The sequence below is a fragment of the Dysgonomonas sp. ZJ279 genome (assembly GCF_011039205.1).
Lineage (GTDB): Bacteria > Bacteroidota > Bacteroidia > Bacteroidales > Dysgonomonadaceae > Dysgonomonas.
Window position 1 is genome coordinate 18,336 of sequence record NZ_JAAKEL010000013.1, and the last position, 20,785, is coordinate 39,120.

The 20,785-nt window shown below is 37.2% G+C and carries 13 protein-coding genes; 7 read left to right on the forward strand and 6 right to left on the reverse strand.

All coding sequences use genetic code 11. From position 1 onward, the window contains the following. Window positions 1-259: 259 nt before the first annotated feature. From G7Y57_RS12405 to G7Y57_RS12420, 4 genes are all read right to left on the reverse strand, one after another. Entirely contained in the window at window positions 260-2,185 is a 1,926-nt protein-coding gene (locus G7Y57_RS12405) for a RagB/SusD family nutrient uptake outer membrane protein (protein WP_165024486.1), read from the reverse strand. 28 nt (window positions 2,186-2,213) lie between these two features. Further along, window positions 2,214-5,423: a SusC/RagA family TonB-linked outer membrane protein gene (locus tag G7Y57_RS12410; RefSeq protein ID WP_185153937.1), complete on the reverse strand. Its 3,210-nt coding sequence runs from the start codon at window positions 5,421-5,423 to the stop codon at window positions 2,214-2,216. An 855-nt stretch (window positions 5,424-6,278) separates the two neighbouring features. Further along, window positions 6,279-7,976 (reverse strand): hypothetical protein, encoded by a 1,698-nt coding sequence (locus G7Y57_RS12415; protein WP_165024491.1) that lies wholly within the window; start codon window positions 7,974-7,976, stop codon window positions 6,279-6,281. A gap of 131 nt (window positions 7,977-8,107) precedes the next feature. Further along, a complete protein-coding gene (locus G7Y57_RS12420; protein WP_255491432.1) occupies window positions 8,108-8,974 on the reverse strand; it encodes a mechanosensitive ion channel family protein in 867 nt (288 codons plus the stop codon). Window positions 8,975-9,143: 169 nt separating this feature from the next. On the opposite strand from G7Y57_RS12420, the gene G7Y57_RS12425 reads away from it, so the two are divergent. From G7Y57_RS12425 to G7Y57_RS12450, 6 genes are all read left to right on the forward strand, one after another. Continuing rightward, window positions 9,144-9,590, forward strand: coding sequence for a PepSY-like domain-containing protein (locus tag G7Y57_RS12425; RefSeq protein WP_165024493.1), 447 nt, complete (start codon window positions 9,144-9,146; stop codon window positions 9,588-9,590). A gap of 340 nt (window positions 9,591-9,930) precedes the next feature. Continuing rightward, entirely contained in the window at window positions 9,931-11,139 is a 1,209-nt protein-coding gene (locus tag G7Y57_RS12430) for an FISUMP domain-containing protein (RefSeq protein WP_165024496.1), read from the forward strand. 394 nt (window positions 11,140-11,533) lie between these two features. Then, window positions 11,534-12,703: an FISUMP domain-containing protein gene (locus G7Y57_RS12435; protein WP_165024498.1), complete on the forward strand. Its 1,170-nt coding sequence runs from the start codon at window positions 11,534-11,536 to the stop codon at window positions 12,701-12,703. Window positions 12,704-12,885: 182 nt separating this feature from the next. Beyond that, window positions 12,886-13,683 (forward strand): TIGR02757 family protein, encoded by a 798-nt coding sequence (locus G7Y57_RS12440; RefSeq protein ID WP_165024501.1) that lies wholly within the window; start codon window positions 12,886-12,888, stop codon window positions 13,681-13,683. A gap of 109 nt (window positions 13,684-13,792) precedes the next feature. After that, window positions 13,793-14,467: a 16S rRNA (cytidine(1402)-2'-O)-methyltransferase gene (rsmI, locus tag G7Y57_RS12445; RefSeq protein ID WP_165024504.1), complete on the forward strand. Its 675-nt coding sequence runs from the start codon at window positions 13,793-13,795 to the stop codon at window positions 14,465-14,467. 33 nt (window positions 14,468-14,500) lie between these two features. After that, window positions 14,501-15,373 carry a hypothetical protein gene (locus G7Y57_RS12450; RefSeq protein WP_165024508.1) on the forward strand — a complete coding sequence of 291 codons (873 nt, stop codon included), beginning with the start codon at window positions 14,501-14,503 and terminating at the stop codon, window positions 15,371-15,373. A gap of 301 nt (window positions 15,374-15,674) precedes the next feature. On the opposite strand, the gene G7Y57_RS12455 is transcribed toward G7Y57_RS12450, so the two are convergent. Continuing rightward, window positions 15,675-17,135 carry a sodium:solute symporter gene (locus G7Y57_RS12455; RefSeq protein WP_165024510.1) on the reverse strand — a complete coding sequence of 487 codons (1,461 nt, stop codon included), beginning with the start codon at window positions 17,133-17,135 and terminating at the stop codon, window positions 15,675-15,677. Then, window positions 17,136-18,809 carry a glycosyltransferase family 39 protein gene (locus G7Y57_RS12460; RefSeq protein WP_165024513.1) on the reverse strand — a complete coding sequence of 558 codons (1,674 nt, stop codon included), beginning with the start codon at window positions 18,807-18,809 and terminating at the stop codon, window positions 17,136-17,138. Between the two features lie 367 nt (window positions 18,810-19,176). On the opposite strand from G7Y57_RS12460, the gene G7Y57_RS12465 reads away from it, so the two are divergent. Beyond that, window positions 19,177-20,718, forward strand: coding sequence for a Do family serine endopeptidase (locus G7Y57_RS12465; RefSeq protein WP_165024515.1), 1,542 nt, complete (start codon window positions 19,177-19,179; stop codon window positions 20,716-20,718). Window positions 20,719-20,785: the final 67 nt, after the last annotated feature.

Consider the following 20,785-nt stretch of genomic DNA (forward strand, 5'->3'; position numbering starts at 1 on the left):
CCACAGAGTCGCACAGAGTACCACGGAGTATATATTACTGTAAAATTGAATGTTTCATCTTTAGAATATGATTCATTTCAGTACTGAACTTAAAAAACTCCGTAAAACTCCTTTTACTCTGTGGTTAAAGTAAAAGTCGAGACGACTTCACAAGTAAAAAAGATTGCCCGAAAATTTCTCTCGGGCAATCTAAACTCAAACATGCATTAAAACACAAACACTAAAAGGAAATCTATCCATCTTAATTAATCACTCGATATTAATTCCATCCCGGATTTTGCACTAAAGTAGGTGAGCGTTGAATCTCGGTTTCCATAATAGGGAACAAATAATGGCGTGGTACATCAAATACCCTCTCTTCTACGCAATAACGCTCCATTCTATACTTTACGCCATTTATTACAATCTTTCCGTTCGGATCTTCTACGGGACGCATACCATTAATCATACGCTGGCTTTTAGGGTAAGACCTTAAACCTGTTGCCCAGTATTTCTGAGAACGTTCATCGTTTGTCGATCCGGCAGACCTCCAAGCTTGCTCCTTTATCAGCTCAGCTTCATTACTTGGCTCAACGTATAAGCGGCAATCCCAAGCACGTTTATTCTCATAGTAAAACTCAACCCTGCGCTCGCGTTTGATGTACTCACGCATAAGATTTTTATCCGTTTTGGTAGCAGGTGGCATTGGCGCCATAAACGAACGGGCTCTCACCGCATTTACCTTTTGATATATTTCTTCGTTTGGACCCGATATCTCATTTACCGCTTCACAGTAGATATAGACAAAGTCGGGCAGACGCCATATAGGAGGTGCACTTATGCTGACGCTTCCGCTTCTGTTCCATGAATCTCTGAAATATTTACGGTGATAATAGCCTGTTTTAGTAGCATTAGACGCGTTGATCTTATCAGAACCTGTAGCAACATCGACAGTAGCCGGATTGTTATTACCATCGCGAAAAGGTGCTCCATGATAAATAATATCTCTATAAAAACGAGGATCACGCTTTACCGATTTATATGGATTGCCATCGTCATATCCGTCTGCTTTGGCTTTTGCCGAATATACGGGATAACCATATCCATCGGGCGAAATATATTCATACTCGTCTACTTGCTCTTGTACCGGTTGCTGACGGGCACTACCCCCACGAGACGGAGGGTACATATCGCCATACCAACCTTCATATTTGTCTTTTGTAACAAACCATACAGCTTCATTTTGAAATGCCGTCATATCATAATACATATCCCAGAGACGAGCATAGACAGTCGATTCATTCTTATTCTCCCCTGCGTCGTCGTTAAAATCTGTTTCGGAGTGTGTATCATACAGTTTATACCTAAGCTTTCCATCGTTTTGACATTCTAATACAGCTTTTGCGGCATCTCTGGCGGAAGCCCATCGTGATTGGTCGTAAGTATATTCATTTTCAAAAACACGCTCACCTGTATAACCGGCCTCTTTTGCTCCATTCCAGAGAGGAGTGGCAGCAGTCCATCTGGCAATGGCAATAAGGCCTAAGCATGCCCCTTTGTCAACTCGTCCGAAATGTTCACCTCCCCATGCTCCGGGAACTCTTTTGTATCCTTCCTCAGCATCGGCTACTATCTTCTCAACAATAGAGTGAACAGATTCTTTAGTAAAATCCATAGACGAATTAGGATCAATGGAATGATCTAAATAAGGAATTTCTCCGTATGAGCGCAAAAGTAAATAATGCAAATAACCCCTAAGGAAATAAACTTCTCCTATCCTTTTTTCTAAACTGCCTGGCTCTAGTGGATTGTCAGGCGAATTATATTTTGCTACACCTTCAAGAATTACATTTGCACGTCTTATAAAAGCATAAATATCCCACCAGTATTGTCCATTGCTGCCTGCAAGGCTCATTGTACTCCAGTCGCCAGTATTAAACCGGTTTGTAATATTACCTTCAACTGTTGTTCCTTCAGCCTCGTCGGTAATCGCTGCCGACGAAAAATGATAAAACCATGCTAGAGGTCTATTTGCCACTTTGGATCTCGAATACAAATCTGTAACCAGTTTATTAACCTCGGTATAGCGTGTAAAAACCTCTTCTTCCGTTTTCTGATCATCCGGCTGCTTATCAAGATAATCTTCGCAGGCAAAAGATAGTATCGCAAACAGAATACAACTTATTATATATTTTATATTTCTCATATTCATTATAATTTATTGTTTTACAATTTTAGAATGTGACATCTACGCCAAAGTTCATGACCTTAAGTACCGGATACCAATAACCACTTGTTTGTCCTACTTCCGGATCGATATCAACATCACCCAAACCATCCCACGTAATTAAATTCTGGGCTTGAGCATAAAGCCGTACTTGCTTTAGACCTGTTTTACGAAGAAGATTACGAGGAAGATTATATCCCACCTCCACATTTTTCAATCGGATATACTTTGCATCGTACAAGAAAAGGCTACTTTGATTATTCTTATTATTTGTATGCGCCCCCATATGCAAAGCAGGATACTTGGCGGTTTCAGCAGTTTCGGGAGTCCATCGGTCTAAGTGCATAGGGCGCACCTTTCCCAATTTATCCTGATCATATTGCGGAAAATCCCAAACCGACCCATCAGTAAGCAATACCGATGTATTGGCAGCTCCCTGAAACAAGAAACTGATGTCGAATCCCTTATATTGCAATGTGATCGGAATACCAAATTGAATCTCGGGACTACGTGGATTTCCCATTATAGTACGGTCACCCAAATCATCTATTTTACCATCGCCATCTAAATCTTTGTAAACAACATCTCCCGGTATTAATTTGCCCCATGGTTGGAAACCATTACCATTATTCATACCGTTCAGTTTATCAGCCTCTTCCTGATTATTAACAAAATGATCAAATACATAAACGAAGTTTTCATATAATCGGGATCCTGTTTCAGTTCTCCAGCTATTTTCTCTGGGAATCTCATTCATAAACACAATTTTATTTCGTGCAAACGTTAAATTCGGTTTGATAAAATATCTGAAATCTTTACCAATTTTATCAGACCAGGTAACTTCAAAATCAATTCCTCGGTTTCGTACTTTTCCCGAATTGATATACGGAGCGCCTTTACCTACTATTGTAGGGAAACCAAGTTTGTTGTCATCGCCGACATTGGTAATAATATCGTATCTGAATTCGTTAAACACATCAAATGCAATACCTAGCCTCTGATTTAAGAAAGAAGCATCAATCCCTATATTTGTTTTACGCGATTTTTCCCATGTCAAATCAGGATTGGCTAAGCGTCCTTCCCTTATACCCCCGGGATTCGTATTGAAATATTGCGTACCGAAGTCGTACCCGTCTCCTCCTTCGAAGAATGGTAAATATGCAAACCTTCCGCTAGGCAATTTATCGCTACCTACCAAACCGTAAGAACCTCTTAACTTAAGATGATCTAACCAAGATTTCGTACCATCCATAAACTTCTCGTTCGACATAACCCAACCGGCAGATGCTGCGGGAAAGAACCCGAAACGTTTGCTTTTTGCAAAATTCTCCGATCCGTTATATCCAAAATTAAATTCGAACAGATAACGTTTATCATAATTATAAGTCGTTTGCCATGTTAAACCCTGATAGCGATAATCAACATCAGCTCTATCAGTTGTATATGCGCTTTGAGATGAACGATTCAATAATGCCATCGCTGCAACTTCATGCAGTTTATTGAAAATATTGGCATAACTGAGTCTAAACTGAAAATAGGTTCTGTTGCTAGGAGCAGACTGAGTCAATCTATTACGGACTGTTTGATCAACATCAAATTTATTACCTGTCTTAAAGGCACCATCATAAAAGCCGGGGGTCATAAACACATCTCGTCCGTCTACCGGTTGAAATGTCGCATAACCGGGATATTCACGGTAACCTTCGCTATATGTTTCCACATCTCTGTAAATCCATTGCTCTTCTTTGGTATCGTACGAAAATAGCCCTTCAATTTTGAGTCCATCTGTAATAAAATCGAGATCGTATCCCATAGAATAACTACCATCGAATGAAGATATTTTTTGGTTATGGTATCCTGTACGGCTTAACTCACCCAGTATATTGAAACGATACAACTGATCTCCAAAAAGTAGCCCTTGAGGGTTATTCAGTATGTACGCCTGATTAGCTGGATTATCGTTAGGTGCCAGTGTTATGGGCAAATGGGGAGGTTGTGTCATTGCGAGTGTCATAAGTCTGGATGCACTTGTTCCCGGTGCATTACGATCTGTAATGCGTGCTCCGAGATCTAATCTGACCCAGAATTTATCTGTGATATTGACATCGATATTAGATCGGAAATTATATCTTTTAAAAACGGCCTGCGTATCCGATTCACCCAAATCGGTATGCTTATAATTACCCCCTTGTTGGAAATAGCCTGCCATTACATAATAACGGGCTCTGTCATTTCCACCGCGTACCGATAATGTATAATCTTGTTGTTTTCCAGTCTTAAATATATAGTCGAAATAATCCCAATTGTAGCCTAAGCCATCACTATTATCACCTTTAGCCATTCGGAATTTATCAATAGCATCCTGAGTAAATAAATTCGTCATACCGGGATTGTCATTTCTCATAGCCTCGTTATATAGCATTGCATAATCGCCAGACCCTAATAATGAAGGTAATTTGGTCGGACTATTAAATCCGTATGCTGCTTTAAAATTTACTGTTGCACCATCCTGAGCCTTTCCTCTTTTGGTTGTTATTACCACAACACCATTGGCTCCCCGTATTCCAAAAGGGGCAGTAGATGACGCATCTTTCAGAATAGTAAATGTCTCTATTTCTTCCGGCGAGATATACGACATCTCACGCTCCACACCATCTACGATAACGATGGGTGATTGATCGCCATAAGTTGCTTTACCTCTGATAAATATTTCACTCTTATCGACTCCGGGTTCTCCCCCACTATACTGATTAACAATCAGCCCGGGAAGACGACCAGCCAAAGCATTATTGATATTTGCCGTAGGGCTTTGTACCAGATCCCGGGTAGTAATAGTAGATACCGCTCCGGTTATCGTCATTTTCTTTTGCGTAGTATAACCAACTACTACCACTTCTTCCAATGCTTTGGTATCCTCCACTAGATAAATCTCGAGAGTCTTCTTACCTGCTAGAGATATCTCCTGTGGCTGAAAACCTAAGTAGGAAAATGTGAGTAAAGCATTTGCAAAAGGAACTGTGATAGTGAAATTACCATCAGTATCAGTCATTGTTGCAGTATTAGTTCCTTTAACGATTACACTTACTCCCGGTAAGGTTTCTTTTGTTGATTGATCGAATACTTTACCTGTAACTTTAGTGGCATCTTGTTGCGTACTGTTTATTTCATTCTTGCTTACGCCAATAGCATTTATCCCTATACTACTACCTCCCAGCATAAAAAATGTAATCAGGAAAAGTAGCGTTCGGATATGAACGTGCGTATTCTGCATAGAATCGTTTTTTTCCATAGTCAATAAGATATTAGATTAATAATAAATGTTTTAACTGAATCTCATCCTCTAATGCTATTATGTAAGAAGCAGAAACAAAGGCATGAGAATCACGATTAATAGGTTAACTGTTAATTTAAGATTTGCGTCTCATCATAGGCCTCGATTTAAAATATTAGACATAGGTTTATAGCTCAATACCCGATTGGGATTAAGGAAATGTTCTAATTTTGGACGGAAAATAAGAATTGATATGGCTAAGGTAGGTACATAGAAAAATAGAATAGAAGCTAATTCTCTTAAGAAAATCAGCCTATTCTTTGATATAAATAATATTTTGGTTAAATTATCGCAGGGGTGCCCGTTATAGTGTGTATTCTCTCTCTCTCTCTCTCTCTCTCTCTCTCTCTCTCTCTCTCTCTCTCTCTCTCTCTCTCTCTCTCTAATAAAATAGAGCTAACGTCCAAATTTCCAAGAAAGAAAATGGTCAAATCAGTAATAAATTTTTGAGGATATTTTAGCATTAAATAAGGTCTTGATATACTTCGTATAATAATATCGACAGCAAATATAGCACATAATATAAAATATACAAATATTTATTAATAAAAACATCGCCATAATTAAACCTCACTGAAAACAACACACACAATTATCATTACAGCTATACTTATTAAATAATATTACAATAGACTAATGTATCATAAAACAAATAGCACGCAACACATATTATTTACAAAAAAAAGGAGTTGTCAAATTTGACAACTCCTTTCAAGCGAAATATATAATTTTATACTTCTATTATCTTAATAGCATATTCTTAATATCAGGATTTGCCAAGAATCGTGCAAATTCTCCATCAATAGCGATATCGGATGCTGATGCACCATTATCTAACGCCGATTTAAGATTTCCTGCTACACCTGCTGCATTATTTGTTCTGGCAGCAACAATAGCCGCTAAATAATAAGTTGTTGCATCCTTAGTAGGAACAGCATCTAATATTTGTAGAGCTTTACTATAATTCTTAGTCAATAGTTGAGCTAAAGCAGCATTGTTCGATTTAGTTTCACCAAAAGCCTGAACAGCTTTGCTGTATTCGCCATTCTTAATATATAGCAATCCTAAAGCTTCACCTAAAGTATTTGCTCCGGCTGCACTACCCAATAATTGCTCTGCCTTAGCAGTATTATTATCAGCCATTGCTAACAAAGCAAGATTCATATTTGCTTCAGGGGCACGGGATGAAACTTGATTTGCTTTAGTGAATGCTTGCGAAGCTTTAGCCATATTTCCTCTTTCGAAGTAATATGCTCCTAGGTTATTCCATCCACGGTAATCGTTAGGATATTTTTGAGTCACGTATGTATATACTTTATCTTTTGAAACACCATCTAAAGTTGCAGCATATAACAATTCTTCTACTGATAAACCAGTCATACCAGAGTTTACGGCAGCCTTCAATTCTTCATTTGTTTTTCCAATAACTTCAACATTTGCAATCAAACGCGAACGACGAAGTTTTGGTAAAATAGTTGCAGCCAAATCTGAATATACAATAGAAATATTCTTAATTTCTTTTTCTCTTTCTACAGGATCAGAATACATAGAAAGAACACTCAATATCAGATCTTTATCTTGCAAACTAGAAGCTTGAACAAGTTTTTGGAATCCTTCCCAGTCTTGAGCCGTATATTTTGCATTGATTTCTGTATCAACATTCTTTTTCTCGAACTCTTTCGACAAGAATTTAGTTGTATTTTGCTCACGTTTTTCTGCTAGTTTTTCATTCAATTCAAAACCACCATCAGGAGAAGCATAAGCAGAAACCTCAACATTTACATTTTTACGATCATTATGATCTGCTTCTTTTACAAGATCTTGCCATGCTGCAAGGTTTTTAGATGTCAATTCGCTAGAACGCAGTTCTGCTTGTTGAATCAAGAACATTATATCAGCATCGTAAGTCTCTTTAATAATACGTTGGAAAGCATCCGGAGCAACCGCAGGAGTCGAAGATGCAGCACTTGCCAAAGCGGCTGTTGCGATAACACCGTCGGCAATCTTCATATCAGGGAAATTAACAAGAGCCTTACCATTTTTAAGTACATCGACTCTCAAGCAAAGTTCCGATTTTTTCATTGCCGGAATGTAGTCGAAAGCCGATCGAAGAGTAATTGCGCCCCCGTCAGCCTGACTTATAACAATACCGTTTCCGGCAACTTTCTCTCCTTGGTAGGTTTCTGATGTCCCTAAAGCTTCGCCACCATCGTATTTCAATACCGGTGTTACAATAACTGTTACATTTTTGTCGAACCATTTTGCAGGGAAACGACCATTGACTGTTACCGGAACTTTTGTTCCTACTAACTCTAAAGGAGATGGATTTGCAGTGAATAACGAACTTGATAACGGATTCATTTTCTTACTACACGAAGTCATCATTATAGCCGCAAAAGCTATAAAGCATAGAAATAATTGTAATCTCTGTTTTTTCATAGAGCTAAAATTACTGATTTTATTATTGATATTATATGATTAACCTTATCATACAAAGCTAGCCTATTTATTTGGCACAATAGAATGTTGAAATCACTGTTTTCTCTTATCCATACTAGTTTTAATATTTTTTAATCTTTCAGCATTTTCACCGCCACTGTTGCTGAAGCATAAATAGCATTTTCAATGAATGCAGAATAGATTGCCTCATTCAGCGACACATTTATAGAAGCATAATCCGAAGAATCTACCCATACACGTATAGTAACATCTATTGTCCCATTATTAAGCATAGTTACCCCAACAAAAGGAGCCGGACTTTGTTTTATTTTAGCTTCTTTGCTGATAACCGATGAAAGAATATCTTTTACTTGCAAAATATCAGCCCCATAGCTAACAGACAAAGTAATATCGATACGTCTCTCATTTTGAGTAGAATAATTTGTAATACTACCTGTAGATAAAGGACCGTTAGGCATAAATATCGTTCTATTATCTCCTGTCAGAAGTACGGTATATAAAATACCAATCGATTGAACAACTCCATCCATACCTTGTGCTACAATACGGTCTCCAATCTTAAATGGTTTATTGATAAGAATCATTATACCACCCGCAAAATTAGACAGGTTATCTTTCATTGCCATACCGATAGCCAAACCTGCAGCAGCTAGAATTGCAGCAAAAGATGTCAAAGAGAATCCTAAGATATTAACAATAAGCAGGAATAGAGTAATTTGAAGTGTTATATTGGCCAGGCTATCTAAGAAAGATTTTACGGTACTCTCAATATGGCGTTTTTCAAGAAAACGACCGATCAATTTTCGCAGCCACCCAATAAGCCAACGGCCAACAAAAAAGATTATAGCAGCCAGAATTATCTTCTGACCCAACACAATAGCATGGTCGAATAACTGACCTAACAAATTATCGATTCGGGAAACTGATAGTTCTCCATTTTGAAGCACTTCTGCCGGAATTACATCTAAAAACATCATAGCTTATTTTTTAATTATGAATTAAATTAATTATATTGCAAAAATTTCAATAATAAAGGAATAAGAAAGAAAAGAATTATCTTCCCAAAAAGTCAGAACTTATGGGTAACCTCATTTGTTACATTTTAATAAGGCAACAAACTAAACTCTAATTTAAAACAAAATAATTATGAAAAAGTTATTATTTACGTTTATTTTATTAATCACTTCTTTTTCTGTTATTGCTTGTAGTAATGATGATGACGACAGAATTATTTCGCTAAAAGAGCTTCCAGCAATTTCTCAAGCTTTTTTAGAGAAGCACTTCCCTGAACAAACAGTAACGTTGGCCGAAAAAGATGATGATGGCTATGAAGTTGTTTTGAATAATAAATTCAAAATTGATTTTTCATTATCGGGCGATTGGGATGATATCAATGGATATGGACAGGCAATTCCCAAGAGTATATTAGAATTACTGCCCACAGGAATCGTTTCACATGTTGAAACAAATTACCCCTCGGAGATATTTATAACCGAAATAAATAAAGAAACTTATGGATTTGAAATAGAATTATCGAATAAGTTAGAATTAAAATTCAAATCTGACGGTACATATATTGGAATTGATAAGTGATATTGATAAGACAAAAAAATTCACACAGGAGATACTAAATGTTTAGTATCTCCTGTTTTGTTATACACTTAAGCACATTCATTTACCTTAACCTATTAATTACTGCGTCATAATATTCTCTAAATGTTTTCACTTCAATAAAAAATTTAAATATTAATCATTTGCATTACAACGATTAATATTTAAATTTGCCGACAGTTAAGGAATTTGTTAAATTTTATGCATCATATTATTCAAAATATGACGTAAATATTACCACCAAAACTTAAATATCTTTTACAAAACTTTTTTCTCACCCGTCTCCAAATAGAGAGGCTGAGGCTACTTAATCAACAAACATATGAAGATTACCTATCTAACAAAAAAAATCTTATTTTTTCTACTGATCTCTTCTTCCTCAACACTGAATGCCCAAGTAACTATTGGCTCTGATATTCCTCCAAAAGAAGGCGCTTTACTCGAATTAAAAAACAATATCGATGGCTCATCTACTAAAGGGTTAGGGATGCCACGAGTGGCAATTACCAGCTTAACTGACATCAAGTTAAGCATACCCAGTGTTCAAGTAGGGGAAGAAGCCCAACATGCCGGATTAATGGTGTATAATGTAAATGAAGACCAATGTGCCCCGACCCCTATCTTTAAAGGTTTATATGTCTGGGACGGTTCTGTATGGCAGCATCTAGGTAATGCAACATCTCCTGATGTTCAAATATATCAGGATCAGGATGGCAACGACTTTAAAGCTCGTCAGTTTGGTGCAGCAGGTGTATGGATGCTAGAAAACCTATATGCAAAAAACTTTGCGCCCGGGATGGGCGGTGCACCTATCCCTTTACCCACCGGTACTATTGTTTATAGTACTATAGCCTACGTCTATCCTAAAGGAACCTCTAGCAACTGGAGTGCTGTACCTCCCACTTGGGATAAAAGTCAGGGGTTGCTCTATACTTGGGCTACTGCTGCAAAAGGCAATACATCGACAGCGAATCAAGGTCAGATATCCGGAGCAAGTCCCGGTGTGGCAGAGGTGGAAAATATTGGACCTCTTGGTAGTGTTCCTCTTAAGTACGTACAGGGTGTTTGCCCTGATGGCTGGCATTTACCAAGTGACCGCGAATGGAATGAGCTTGAAAAAGAAATCTACAACAAAGCGAATATTTATAGCACTTCATCATCGTCGGAATTCTCTCCTACTACGTGGGTTTCAAGCTGGGAAACAACTCCTGATGATCGTGGTTCTAGTAGCACTCACGGTCATGCTAATGCAATGATGGTTCAATGTAGATTAGCGGGTAGCGGCATTGGTAATCCTGCCGGAACAAGTAGACCCGCAGCACAAGGAGGCTTTAGCGCCACTCTTCCCGGTGGCATATTCGCCAGCAGCGCACAAAACTATGGCTATTATAATTACTTATGGTCAAGCAGCTCCGCGGGCAATAGCGAGTCCGCATGGTCTCGGGATATTCATGTAAATAAAGCTACAGTAGCCCGTAAGAACAGCTCCCGAAATAGTATGTACTCGGTAAGATGCAAAAAGAATCAATAAATTAAATGATATCCTCATCGATATGTAATATTAATAAAGCACAGTAAAATTCTGACAGAGGATACTAAACATGCAGTATTCTCTGTTTTTATCACACGCTTATATATTTAGTATATTTAAGCAACTGATATCATTTTAAGTTAAAAAAAACGATTCAAATTCAATTATTAAGCCACATTCTCTAAATATTTACATCACAACAAATAATAACCCTTAATCATTTGCATTATAGCGATTTATATCTATATTTACAGAGTATTAATGAAGAGTTTATTAGACTTTGTGATTCATTTGTTCTAGATTAATATATACTGGAATTATTTTATACAACTACTCTTCTTCTTTTTCTTCCAAATTATTAGGAAAAAAGAGAATGATTAACACTAAAAAGCAGATGAAAAAGAAATATTTAAGAGAGTTTTTTATAATTACTTTCCTCTTCCTTTTTTCAATAGTAAATGCTCAGGTAACTATTGGCTCTGATGCTCCTCCAGGAATAGGATCCCTGCTTGATTTAAAAGAGAAAGCCGATGGCACGTCAACCAGAGGGCTAGGTATGCCACGGGTAGCAATTACTAATTTAACAGACATCAAAGTAAATATTCCTAGTGTTCTGGCCGGAGAAGAATCCGCACATACAGGCTTGATGGTTTACAATATCAACGAAAATTGGTGCTTAAAAACGCCTATCACTAAAGGTCTTTATGTATGGGATGGTTCGATGTGGGAGAATCTTCTCTCACAGGAATCTCGTGAGGTAACAACCTATAAAGATCAGGATGGAAATAATTTTAGGGCACGAAGGTTTGGAAATGCGGGAATTTGGATGATAGAAAACCTTGCAGCAAAAACCTATGCTTCGGGCATGGGCGGCGGTAATATCCCTGTTCATACCGGTGGCCAAAACACTAGTACTGAAGGTCGTGCCTATCCTCAACCTACTAGTAGCAGCGGAACCGACTGGGGAGCCGTGCCTCCCACATGGGAAAAGAAACACGGATTGCTTTACAGCTGGCCGACAGCTGCGAAAGGTAATACTTCTACTGTGGATCAAGGTCAGGGAGCAGCAGAAGAAAATATTGGAGTAATGATTCAGGGAGTTTGCCCTGACGGCTGGCATTTACCGAGCGATCGCGAATGGAATGAACTTGAAAAGGAGATTTATAATAATGCCGGCACATACAGTAGTTCTTTGACTTCAAGTTTCAATCCCACATCATGGGATCCGGCATGGGAAACTGTTATAGGCGGACGTGGTTCTGGTTCTTCTATTGGACACAGCACTGCTATGAAAAGTGAGTGCCCTCTAACTGGTAGTACCAAGATTAATGGCACAAGTAAATCTGCGGCACAGGGTGGATTTGCGAGTATGCTTACCGGCTATGTGGACGGCGTCACAATCCAGAGTTATGGTGCGAGTACTTTTTTTTGGTCCAGTAGTAGCTCCGAGGCTGCTGGTGGTACCAACGCATACTACCGGAACTTGTATAAAGACACCATTACAATCTTCCGAAGTCCCATCCGTCGGTTCTACTTGTGTGCGGTCAGGTGTAAGAAAAACTGATTTTCTTTTTTGAGCCATAGTCGATTTAGTTACTTTACCGAGACAGATAAGTAATATCAATAACGTATAAACAAGCTTACACAGAGAATACTATATCGCTTAGTATTCTCTGTTTTGATATATACATATATATTATGCTATGAAATATATAACTTTACTTCTTTAACATAGAAAACTATATTTTGGACAACAAACAAATAATCGATCTTAAGGATTTTCTCAACCAAAAGGTAGAGCAATACAACACTCCCGATTTTATTGCGAACGATCCTATCTGCATTCCCCATAGTTTTACATCGAAACAAGACATTGAAATTATGGGATTCTTTGCTTCGATATTCGCATGGGGGCAACGCAAGACTATTATAAATAAATGTAAAGAACTTGCTCTACGAATGGATAACAGTCCTCATGATTTTATAACGAATCACAAAGATTCGGATCTGAAAGTTCTACTGGAATTTAAACATCGTACATTCAATGACACCGATCTGCTATACTGTATCCACTTCATGAAACAGCATTATGCCAAGTATGAAAGTTTAGAGGATGCCTTTGCTTCAAGGTCAGATATGAGTGCAGAAGAAGCTTTAAATCATTTCGAATCTTATTTCTTTTCTCTACCCGAAGCTCCCCATCGTACGCGGAAGCACATCCCATCCCCTCACCGACAATCGGCATGTAAACGATTGAATATGTACCTGCGATGGATGGTCAGGGATGACAATAAAGGTGTAGACTTTGGCATATGGAAACAACTGAAACCTAAAGATCTTATTTGCCCTTTAGACCTTCATGTAGAGCGCACAGCACATATGTTAGGACTATTACAACGAGACAAAGCTGACTGGAAAGCAACAATTGAACTAACCGAAAATTTAAGATTGTTAGATATTAATGATCCTGCAAAATATGATTTTGCCCTGTTTGGAATCTCCATCGAAGAAAAATGTCTCATTGACAGAAGCATACGAATATAGAACGACGAATTTTTAACATGTAAATCTACAATATACGTGTTTTATATACGTAAACTTAATTTTTTAGTATCTTTGCTCTGTTATTCGAACTTATATTATTCGACAACCGATGGGCAAATTATATATCATACCCACGCCAATAGGGAATCTCGAAGATATGACTTTCAGAGCCATCAGGCTATTAAAAGAAGTCAATCTCATTCTGGCAGAAGATACACGTAAAACGGGTATCCTTCTCAAGCATTTTGAAATTCAGAACAAAATGCAATCATACCACAAATTCAATGAACATAAAGCGATATCTCATATTATAGATAGGATAAATGCAGGGGAAGACATGGCTCTGGTCTCGGATGCGGGCACGCCAGGTATATCCGACCCCGGCTTTCTGGTTGCACGTGAGTGTGCCAAAGAAGGTATTGAAGTAATATGCTTACCGGGAGCTACGGCTTTCGTTCCGGCTCTTGTTGCATCGGGCATACCATGCGACAAATTCTATTTTGAAGGTTTCCTTCCGCAGAAGAAAGGGAGGATGACCCGTCTAAAGGCTTTAGCGGAAGAAACCAGAACAATCGTATTATATGAATCGCCTCATAGAGTGGTTAAAACATTGACCCAATTAGCTGAATATATGGGCGAAGAAAGATATGCAGCGACCTGCCGCGAAATATCAAAAATATATGAAGATACCCGCAGAGGAAATTTACAAGAACTAATTTCTCATTTTTCGGTGAACGAACCTAAAGGAGAATTTGTTATAATAGTATCAGGTAAAAATGAATAAATATTAAATTAACCAAAATAATTGGATATGAATATGAAAAAGTTAATTATTGGATGTCTATGCGCCCTTGCATTAGCATCGTGTAACGTGAAAAATTCGGATGAATATAAGGCTTTGCAGGCTGAAAGGGACTCTCTATTGCAGAAAAATGCACAGGGAAGTACTGAAATGGCAGAGATGATGGGTATCATCAACGAAGTTGAAGAAAACTTCAACCAAATAAAGGAAGCGGAAAAATATCTGACTGTTGAATCGAAAGCAAAAGGTGAGATGACAACAGATACCAAAACCCGTGTAAGAGACAATTTCGAAATGATCCATGAAATTTTGAAAAAGAATCAAGCTGAATTAGATAAATTAAATGCACGCCTTAAAAATAGTTCAGGCGAAATGTCGGGTTTGAAAAAGACTATCGAACGTCTTAGCGCTGAATTGACAGAAAGAGCAAATACAATTACCGAATTGCAAACATCTTTAGCAACTCGTGATGCTCAAATTGCACAATTGGAAACAAGTGTACAATCACTTTCTGAAAATGTAGATAATCTTTCTACTCAAACTGCCGCTCAAGCTTCTAAAATTAAGGAGCAAGATAAAGAACTGAATACTGCTTACTACATGTTTGGTACTTCTAAAGAATTGAAAGAAGCAAAAGTAGTTTCAGGTGGTTTCTTGGCTTCTCCTAAAATCTTGAAAGAAAATATTGAGAAAAGTCAGTTTATTAAAATTGACATTCGCGAAACTAAAAGTATACCTGTGTATGCAAAGAAAGCTAAACTTCTTTCTAACCACGCTAGTGATAGCTATACACTAGAAAAAGACGCGAACGGAAATATCACTATAAAAATTACAGATTATAAGAAATTCTGGAATCTTAGCAGCTTCTTGATTATAGAAGTAGGATAAGTAGAATTATAGTATAATAACAAAAAAGGCCGGTATTGACTAATACCGGCCTTTCTTGTTATGACAAATATATAAGTTAACGTGAGTTTGAAATAAACACCGTATAATTGTGCGTTATAATCTGGTATCTGCCTTTAGTACATTCTGTCATCCTGATACGCAGTGAGGAATCTTTTATACCTAGATGTTATTAACTGCCAACTTATTTCATAGGAGATCCCTCCTTTCTGTTCGGGATGACAGAGTCTTCGGGAAATTTTATTCGTTATTGTCTCTTCTTTTATTTCGAATTCATGTTAGATTAAGTAGTTCTTATTGCTGTCACCCCTTTTTGATTTATACACCACAACCCAAAGGCAGTTAACAGACCATTCAACAATAGTATTTCATAGCCTACAGTATAACCAAATTGATATTTCAAAGCAATCTCTAGTCCATAACAAAGTATCGGTGCTATAATACACACAACCGGCACAAATTTATCTTTCAGCGATATCTTTGTAAACAGCCCCATAAAGAATAAACCAAGTAGAGGTCCGTAGGTATACGATGCTGCCTTATAGATTGTATCTAAAATATTGCTTCTTCCTAAAAAATCGATCAGAAATATTGTGACAAGGAAAAGCAAACTAACGAATATATGCACTCTATTTCTAATTCTTTTAGCTGTTTTAGCGTTCTTCTTTTCAGTTCCAAGCAAATCGACACAAACAGATGTAGTCAAAGATGTTAGCGCAGAATCAGCGTTAGAGAAAGAGGCAGCAACGATACCGATCGCAAAACAGATCAAGACAGGTAATCCTAAATATTCAGTAGCTAGTAAAGGCAATATTTCATCCGAATTCTCGGGTAATGAAATATTATATTGAGAGGCAAAAGCAAGAAGCAAAATACCTAAAGCCAGAAACAGATAATTCATAGGTATGAAGCCGAATCCGTAGCTTACCATATTTTTCTGTGCATCTTTCAAGTTTTTACAAGATAAATTCTTCTGCATCATATTTTGATCAAGCCCAGTCATCACAATTACAATCAATATTCCGCTAAGAAATTGTTTAAAGAAATTTTGCTTCGAAGCCCAATCATCAAAAACGAATATACGTGAATGTTCGCTGCTCCTTATTACATCTATTGCTTGTGGAATATCAAGCCCCAATCGCGATACAACCTGCCAGATGATTAGGATTAATGCTGTGAGTAAACATATGGTTTGCAAAGCATCAGTCCACACAATTGTCTTTATTCCACTTCGGAACGTATATCCGCAGATAAGAACTATTATTCCGGTAACCGTTATATAAAAAGGAATATTCCACTGGTCGAAAACCAGAACCTGAAGAATCAGTGCAACCAAATATAGTTTGGATGCAGAACCTATTATTCGAGATAAGATAAAAAATGATGCTCCTGTTTTATAAGAATAGAATCCGAATCGCTTCTCCAGATACCCATATATTGTTGTCAAATTCAGCTTATAGTATAGTGGAAGCAAAACAAAAGCTATAATCAGATAACCCGGAAAAAAACCCAAAACCATCTGCATATAACTCATATCGAATTGCCCAACCATACCCGGCACAGACACAAATGTTACTCCTGATATGGAATCGCCCAACATACCAATAGCAACTATATACCATGGCGACTTCCTATTACCTAAAAAAAATGCATCATTATCGGTATGTTTTCTGCCGACCAGATATGAAATCAGAAGTAAAACTCCAAAATATACAGCTATGACAATTAAGATAGATGTTCCCATTTATTTTTCGTCTTCAATATACACATTTTGATAACCATTTGAGAAAAACACCTTCCGTTTGACCGTTGCATCATTACCCGAATCAATAATTACATAACCCTGATGTCTGATTGTATCTGCGCTTATCCTTTCGTTAGTGTCGATAGTAAGATCTTGCGAGTTATACCCTCTACTAATAAACTCGAATTCGAAATTGATATATGATGGACCTATATAGTAGGTCTTGTTTTTTTCTTTCAGAACCAGATTATTTATTTCACTACTTTGCGTATTAAATGATTCGAGGGCACCGATTTGCCGACTAAAGTTTACAAATGAAATTATCTGTATAACTATAACACCTATGATCAGAACAACATTTGGCAATTGTTCTATATATCTTCCAATGGACACACCAATAAGAAAAATAAGCACAAATGCGTAATAAACAAATGTACGAGGGAATGGTATAACAGAATGAGCAATAAGTAAAACAACAGGAGCTAAAAGAAAAAGTACCCAAAGTACCATCGTCCACTTGTCCTTATTCTTAAAAGCGATTACAAATCCAGCTAAAATTAAAATAATAGAAATAAAAAACGGTAACCCGAAGATATCTTGCAATGTCTCCCTAAAAAAATCGGGCAAAGCCTCTATAACTACAAATCGACTTTTAGGTTCCACAAATTGGTTGCCTGTCAAAGCCTTTATTCCATCTACAATCATAATAGGGGCATAGAGAAGTATTACCGAAGCGATAGTAAGCACATTATACACGATCTGCTTTTTTATATTTCTGTAATTATAAATCAGAATCAATGCATTAAGTATTACAAAAGGGTATAAAAATGATGGCATTGTATAAAACCCTAAAACACTACTAACCATAAAAAAGAGCCAATCCTTCGTTCTATTATTATTCTTAATAATATTATAGCTCGCATAAAGGGCTATAATGAAAAATAAAGTTACCATACCATATCCCCTAGCCATAAAATTGAAATACACCGACATAAAAGTCATCGAAACAATACCAACAACAAACATGGCAACCTTCTGAGAATAAAATCTCTTAACAAAAGAATATGCTATCGTCCAGGCCAGAATAGACGAAATGATAGCTGTTAAACGCAAACAAAAAAGCGTTGGTAAGAATGGGATACAGTCTGTTATATTCGTTAGTAGAGAATGTAATACATGATTGTTAGGATAGGGATAGAAGATCATGCAATAGTAAAACGGCTTATTGGTAAAATTAAGGAAAGTAAAGGCTTCATCGTATGATACAGGAATAGTTAGCCCTAAATAAATTGACGAAACTATAGGAATGGCTAAAACAAGTAAAGCTTTCTTAGTCTTAAAATCCGTAAAAACTGATTTAACAGCACGCAGAAAATAATATATAAACTTCTGTATGTAAGTGTACACTTTATCAAATGAGAAGAAAAGGAATCCAATAAGAAGCAAGCCAAACAACAAGGCACCTTGCAAAATAAGTAATCGGGAAGGATTTATCATTTCAGCTAAAACATCCCGCTTATCTGATGGATAATTCACTAATTGCAAAACCAAGTCTATAAAAGCATCATAAGGAAATATAAAAGAAAGAACCAACACAGCGAATAGCAACATGAAAGAGACTATAACACCTAACTTGAGAATGAGCTTATTTATACTTTTATTCTTTATTTTCATCAGCTTATATCTAATAAGCACAAAGATACTACTTTGCCATTAACTGACAAGAGGCCATTTACCTCAGAATATAAATGAACAGATAGCTTCTGGTATTTGATTATGATGTTGTTTTTCTTAAGTTTGTAACTCAACATACTGAAATATTTATTAAGCGCCAATTTTCCCAAAGAACAATAAAAATGTCATATTCAAATTCATCATTCCGACAAAATGACAGTCCGAATGTTAAAATAATGATAAAGCTGAAACAGAGGGTTAAAAGTGTTAAAAAATAGACTTTGAATATCCTAAATGAATGATTTTTGTGTTTACATTTGAAGAAATTTCAAGTAAAAAATTTACAAACTAAAAACAATACTTACATATGAAAAAGATTTGGAAAAACATTTCAACTTATGCTATGGTTGCGTTAGTGAGTATCGGTGCAACATATGGAATGTATCGCTTTATGGACGCTAAAGGTCATTATAGCTCATCTGATATTTTCAGCTACGGCCAAGAATTCGATCAGCAAAATGTACATTTAGCCAGTTTAACAGCAGATGGATATCCTGACTTTACAAAAGCTGCCGAAAGCTCCATACACGCCGTAGTACATATAAAATCTACTGTAAAAAGCCAGGCAGCCGCTCAACCGCAAGGACGTCAGCGAATGATAGATCCTTTTGAATACTTCTTTGGCTTCGGCGATAGAGGAGGCAATGACTTTCAATACGGCAACCCTCAGCCAAGCGTTGGTTTCGGTTCGGGTGTTATTATATCCAAAGACGGATATATTATTACCAACAACCACGTAATCGATAAGGCTACCGAAATAGAAGTTACGCTTAATGACAATAGCAAACATAGTGCTAAACTTATTGGTGCAGATCCAACAACTGATATCGCCCTATTAAAAATTGAAGGGAATGATTTCGCATACGTACCATTCGGCGATTCAGACAATCTTAAGGTTGGAGAATGGGTATTAGCTGTAGGAAACCCATTCAATTTGACATCGACCGTTACAGCCGGTATAGTTAGTGCCAAAGGACGTGGAGGTATAGGAGCAGGAGGTAAGAATGATATGACAATACAATCGTTCATTCAAACTGATGCTGCAATTAACCCCGGTAATAGTGGTGGTGCATTAGTAAATACAAATGGACAGCTTATCGGTATCAATACAGCCATATATTCACAAACAGGTAATTTCGCAGGATATGGCTTTGCCGTACCTATTTCTATTGCAGGTAAAGTTGTGGCTGATATAAAAGAATACGGAGCAGTACAACGTGCCGTTCTGGGAGTTATGATCAGTGATTTGTCGGTAGCAAAAGAAGCTACTCCTGAAAAAACTAAAAACCTGAAAATAAATGAAGGTGCTTATGTTGGAGGGTTTGCAGAACACAGTCCGGCTAAGCAAGCAGGAATAGAAGAAGGCGATGTTATCATTGCTGTGAACGGAACTAAAGTGCGTAGTGTAGGCGAATTGCAAGACCAAGTAAATCGCTTCCGCCCTGGGGACAAAGTGAAAATCACAGTAAAACGTGGTGACGCAGATAAAACATTCGATGTCACTCTGAAAAATAGCGACGGCAATACCTCTGTTGTGAAAAAAGGAGACGGATTAGCAACTGTAGGAGCAGCGTTCAAAGATTTATCTGCTGAAAAGAAAAAAGAATATGGCATCAGCTATGGAGTTGAAGTTGCAGGAGTAGACAATAGTGGCAAGTTCAACAAAGAAGGAATCACTAAAGGCTTTATTATCCAAAAGATAAATAACCAACCGGTTACTTCGCCAAGCGATGTGGAAAGTATAATTCAAGCAGCGGCTAACAGTCAGGATAAAGCCCTGTTTATCACAGGATTTTATCCGACTACCGGAGCAAGAAAATACTATGCAATTGATTTGAGTGAGAAATAATGTTTTTTTAATATAAAATAGCGCTCAGGCTAAAACAATCAGAAGGCTTGAGCGTTATTTCATTTAG

Excerpts from the sequence above, each read along its gene's own strand:
- G7Y57_RS12405 (WP_165024486.1), bottom strand. The coding sequence starts at position 2,185 with ATGAGAAATATAAAATATATAATAAGTTGTATTCTGTTTGCGATACTA.
- G7Y57_RS12410 (WP_185153937.1), bottom strand. The coding sequence starts at position 5,423 with ATGCTGGGAGGTAGTAGTATAGGGATAAATGCTATTGGCGTAAGCAAG.
- G7Y57_RS12415 (WP_165024491.1), bottom strand. The coding sequence starts at position 7,976 with ATGAAAAAACAGAGATTACAATTATTTCTATGCTTTATAGCTTTTGCG.
- G7Y57_RS12420 (WP_255491432.1), bottom strand. The coding sequence starts at position 8,974 with ATGATGTTTTTAGATGTAATTCCGGCAGAAGTGCTTCAAAATGGAGAA.
- G7Y57_RS12425 (WP_165024493.1), top strand. The coding sequence starts at position 9,144 with ATGAAAAAGTTATTATTTACGTTTATTTTATTAATCACTTCTTTTTCT.
- G7Y57_RS12430 (WP_165024496.1), top strand. The coding sequence starts at position 9,931 with ATGAAGATTACCTATCTAACAAAAAAAATCTTATTTTTTCTACTGATC.
- G7Y57_RS12435 (WP_165024498.1), top strand. The coding sequence starts at position 11,534 with ATGAAAAAGAAATATTTAAGAGAGTTTTTTATAATTACTTTCCTCTTC.
- rsmI (WP_165024504.1), top strand. The coding sequence starts at position 13,793 with ATGGGCAAATTATATATCATACCCACGCCAATAGGGAATCTCGAAGAT.
- G7Y57_RS12450 (WP_165024508.1), top strand. The coding sequence starts at position 14,501 with ATGAAAAAGTTAATTATTGGATGTCTATGCGCCCTTGCATTAGCATCG.
- G7Y57_RS12455 (WP_165024510.1), bottom strand. The coding sequence starts at position 17,135 with ATGGGAACATCTATCTTAATTGTCATAGCTGTATATTTTGGAGTTTTA.
- G7Y57_RS12460 (WP_165024513.1), bottom strand. The coding sequence starts at position 18,809 with ATGAAAATAAAGAATAAAAGTATAAATAAGCTCATTCTCAAGTTAGGT.
- G7Y57_RS12465 (WP_165024515.1), top strand. The coding sequence starts at position 19,177 with ATGAAAAAGATTTGGAAAAACATTTCAACTTATGCTATGGTTGCGTTA.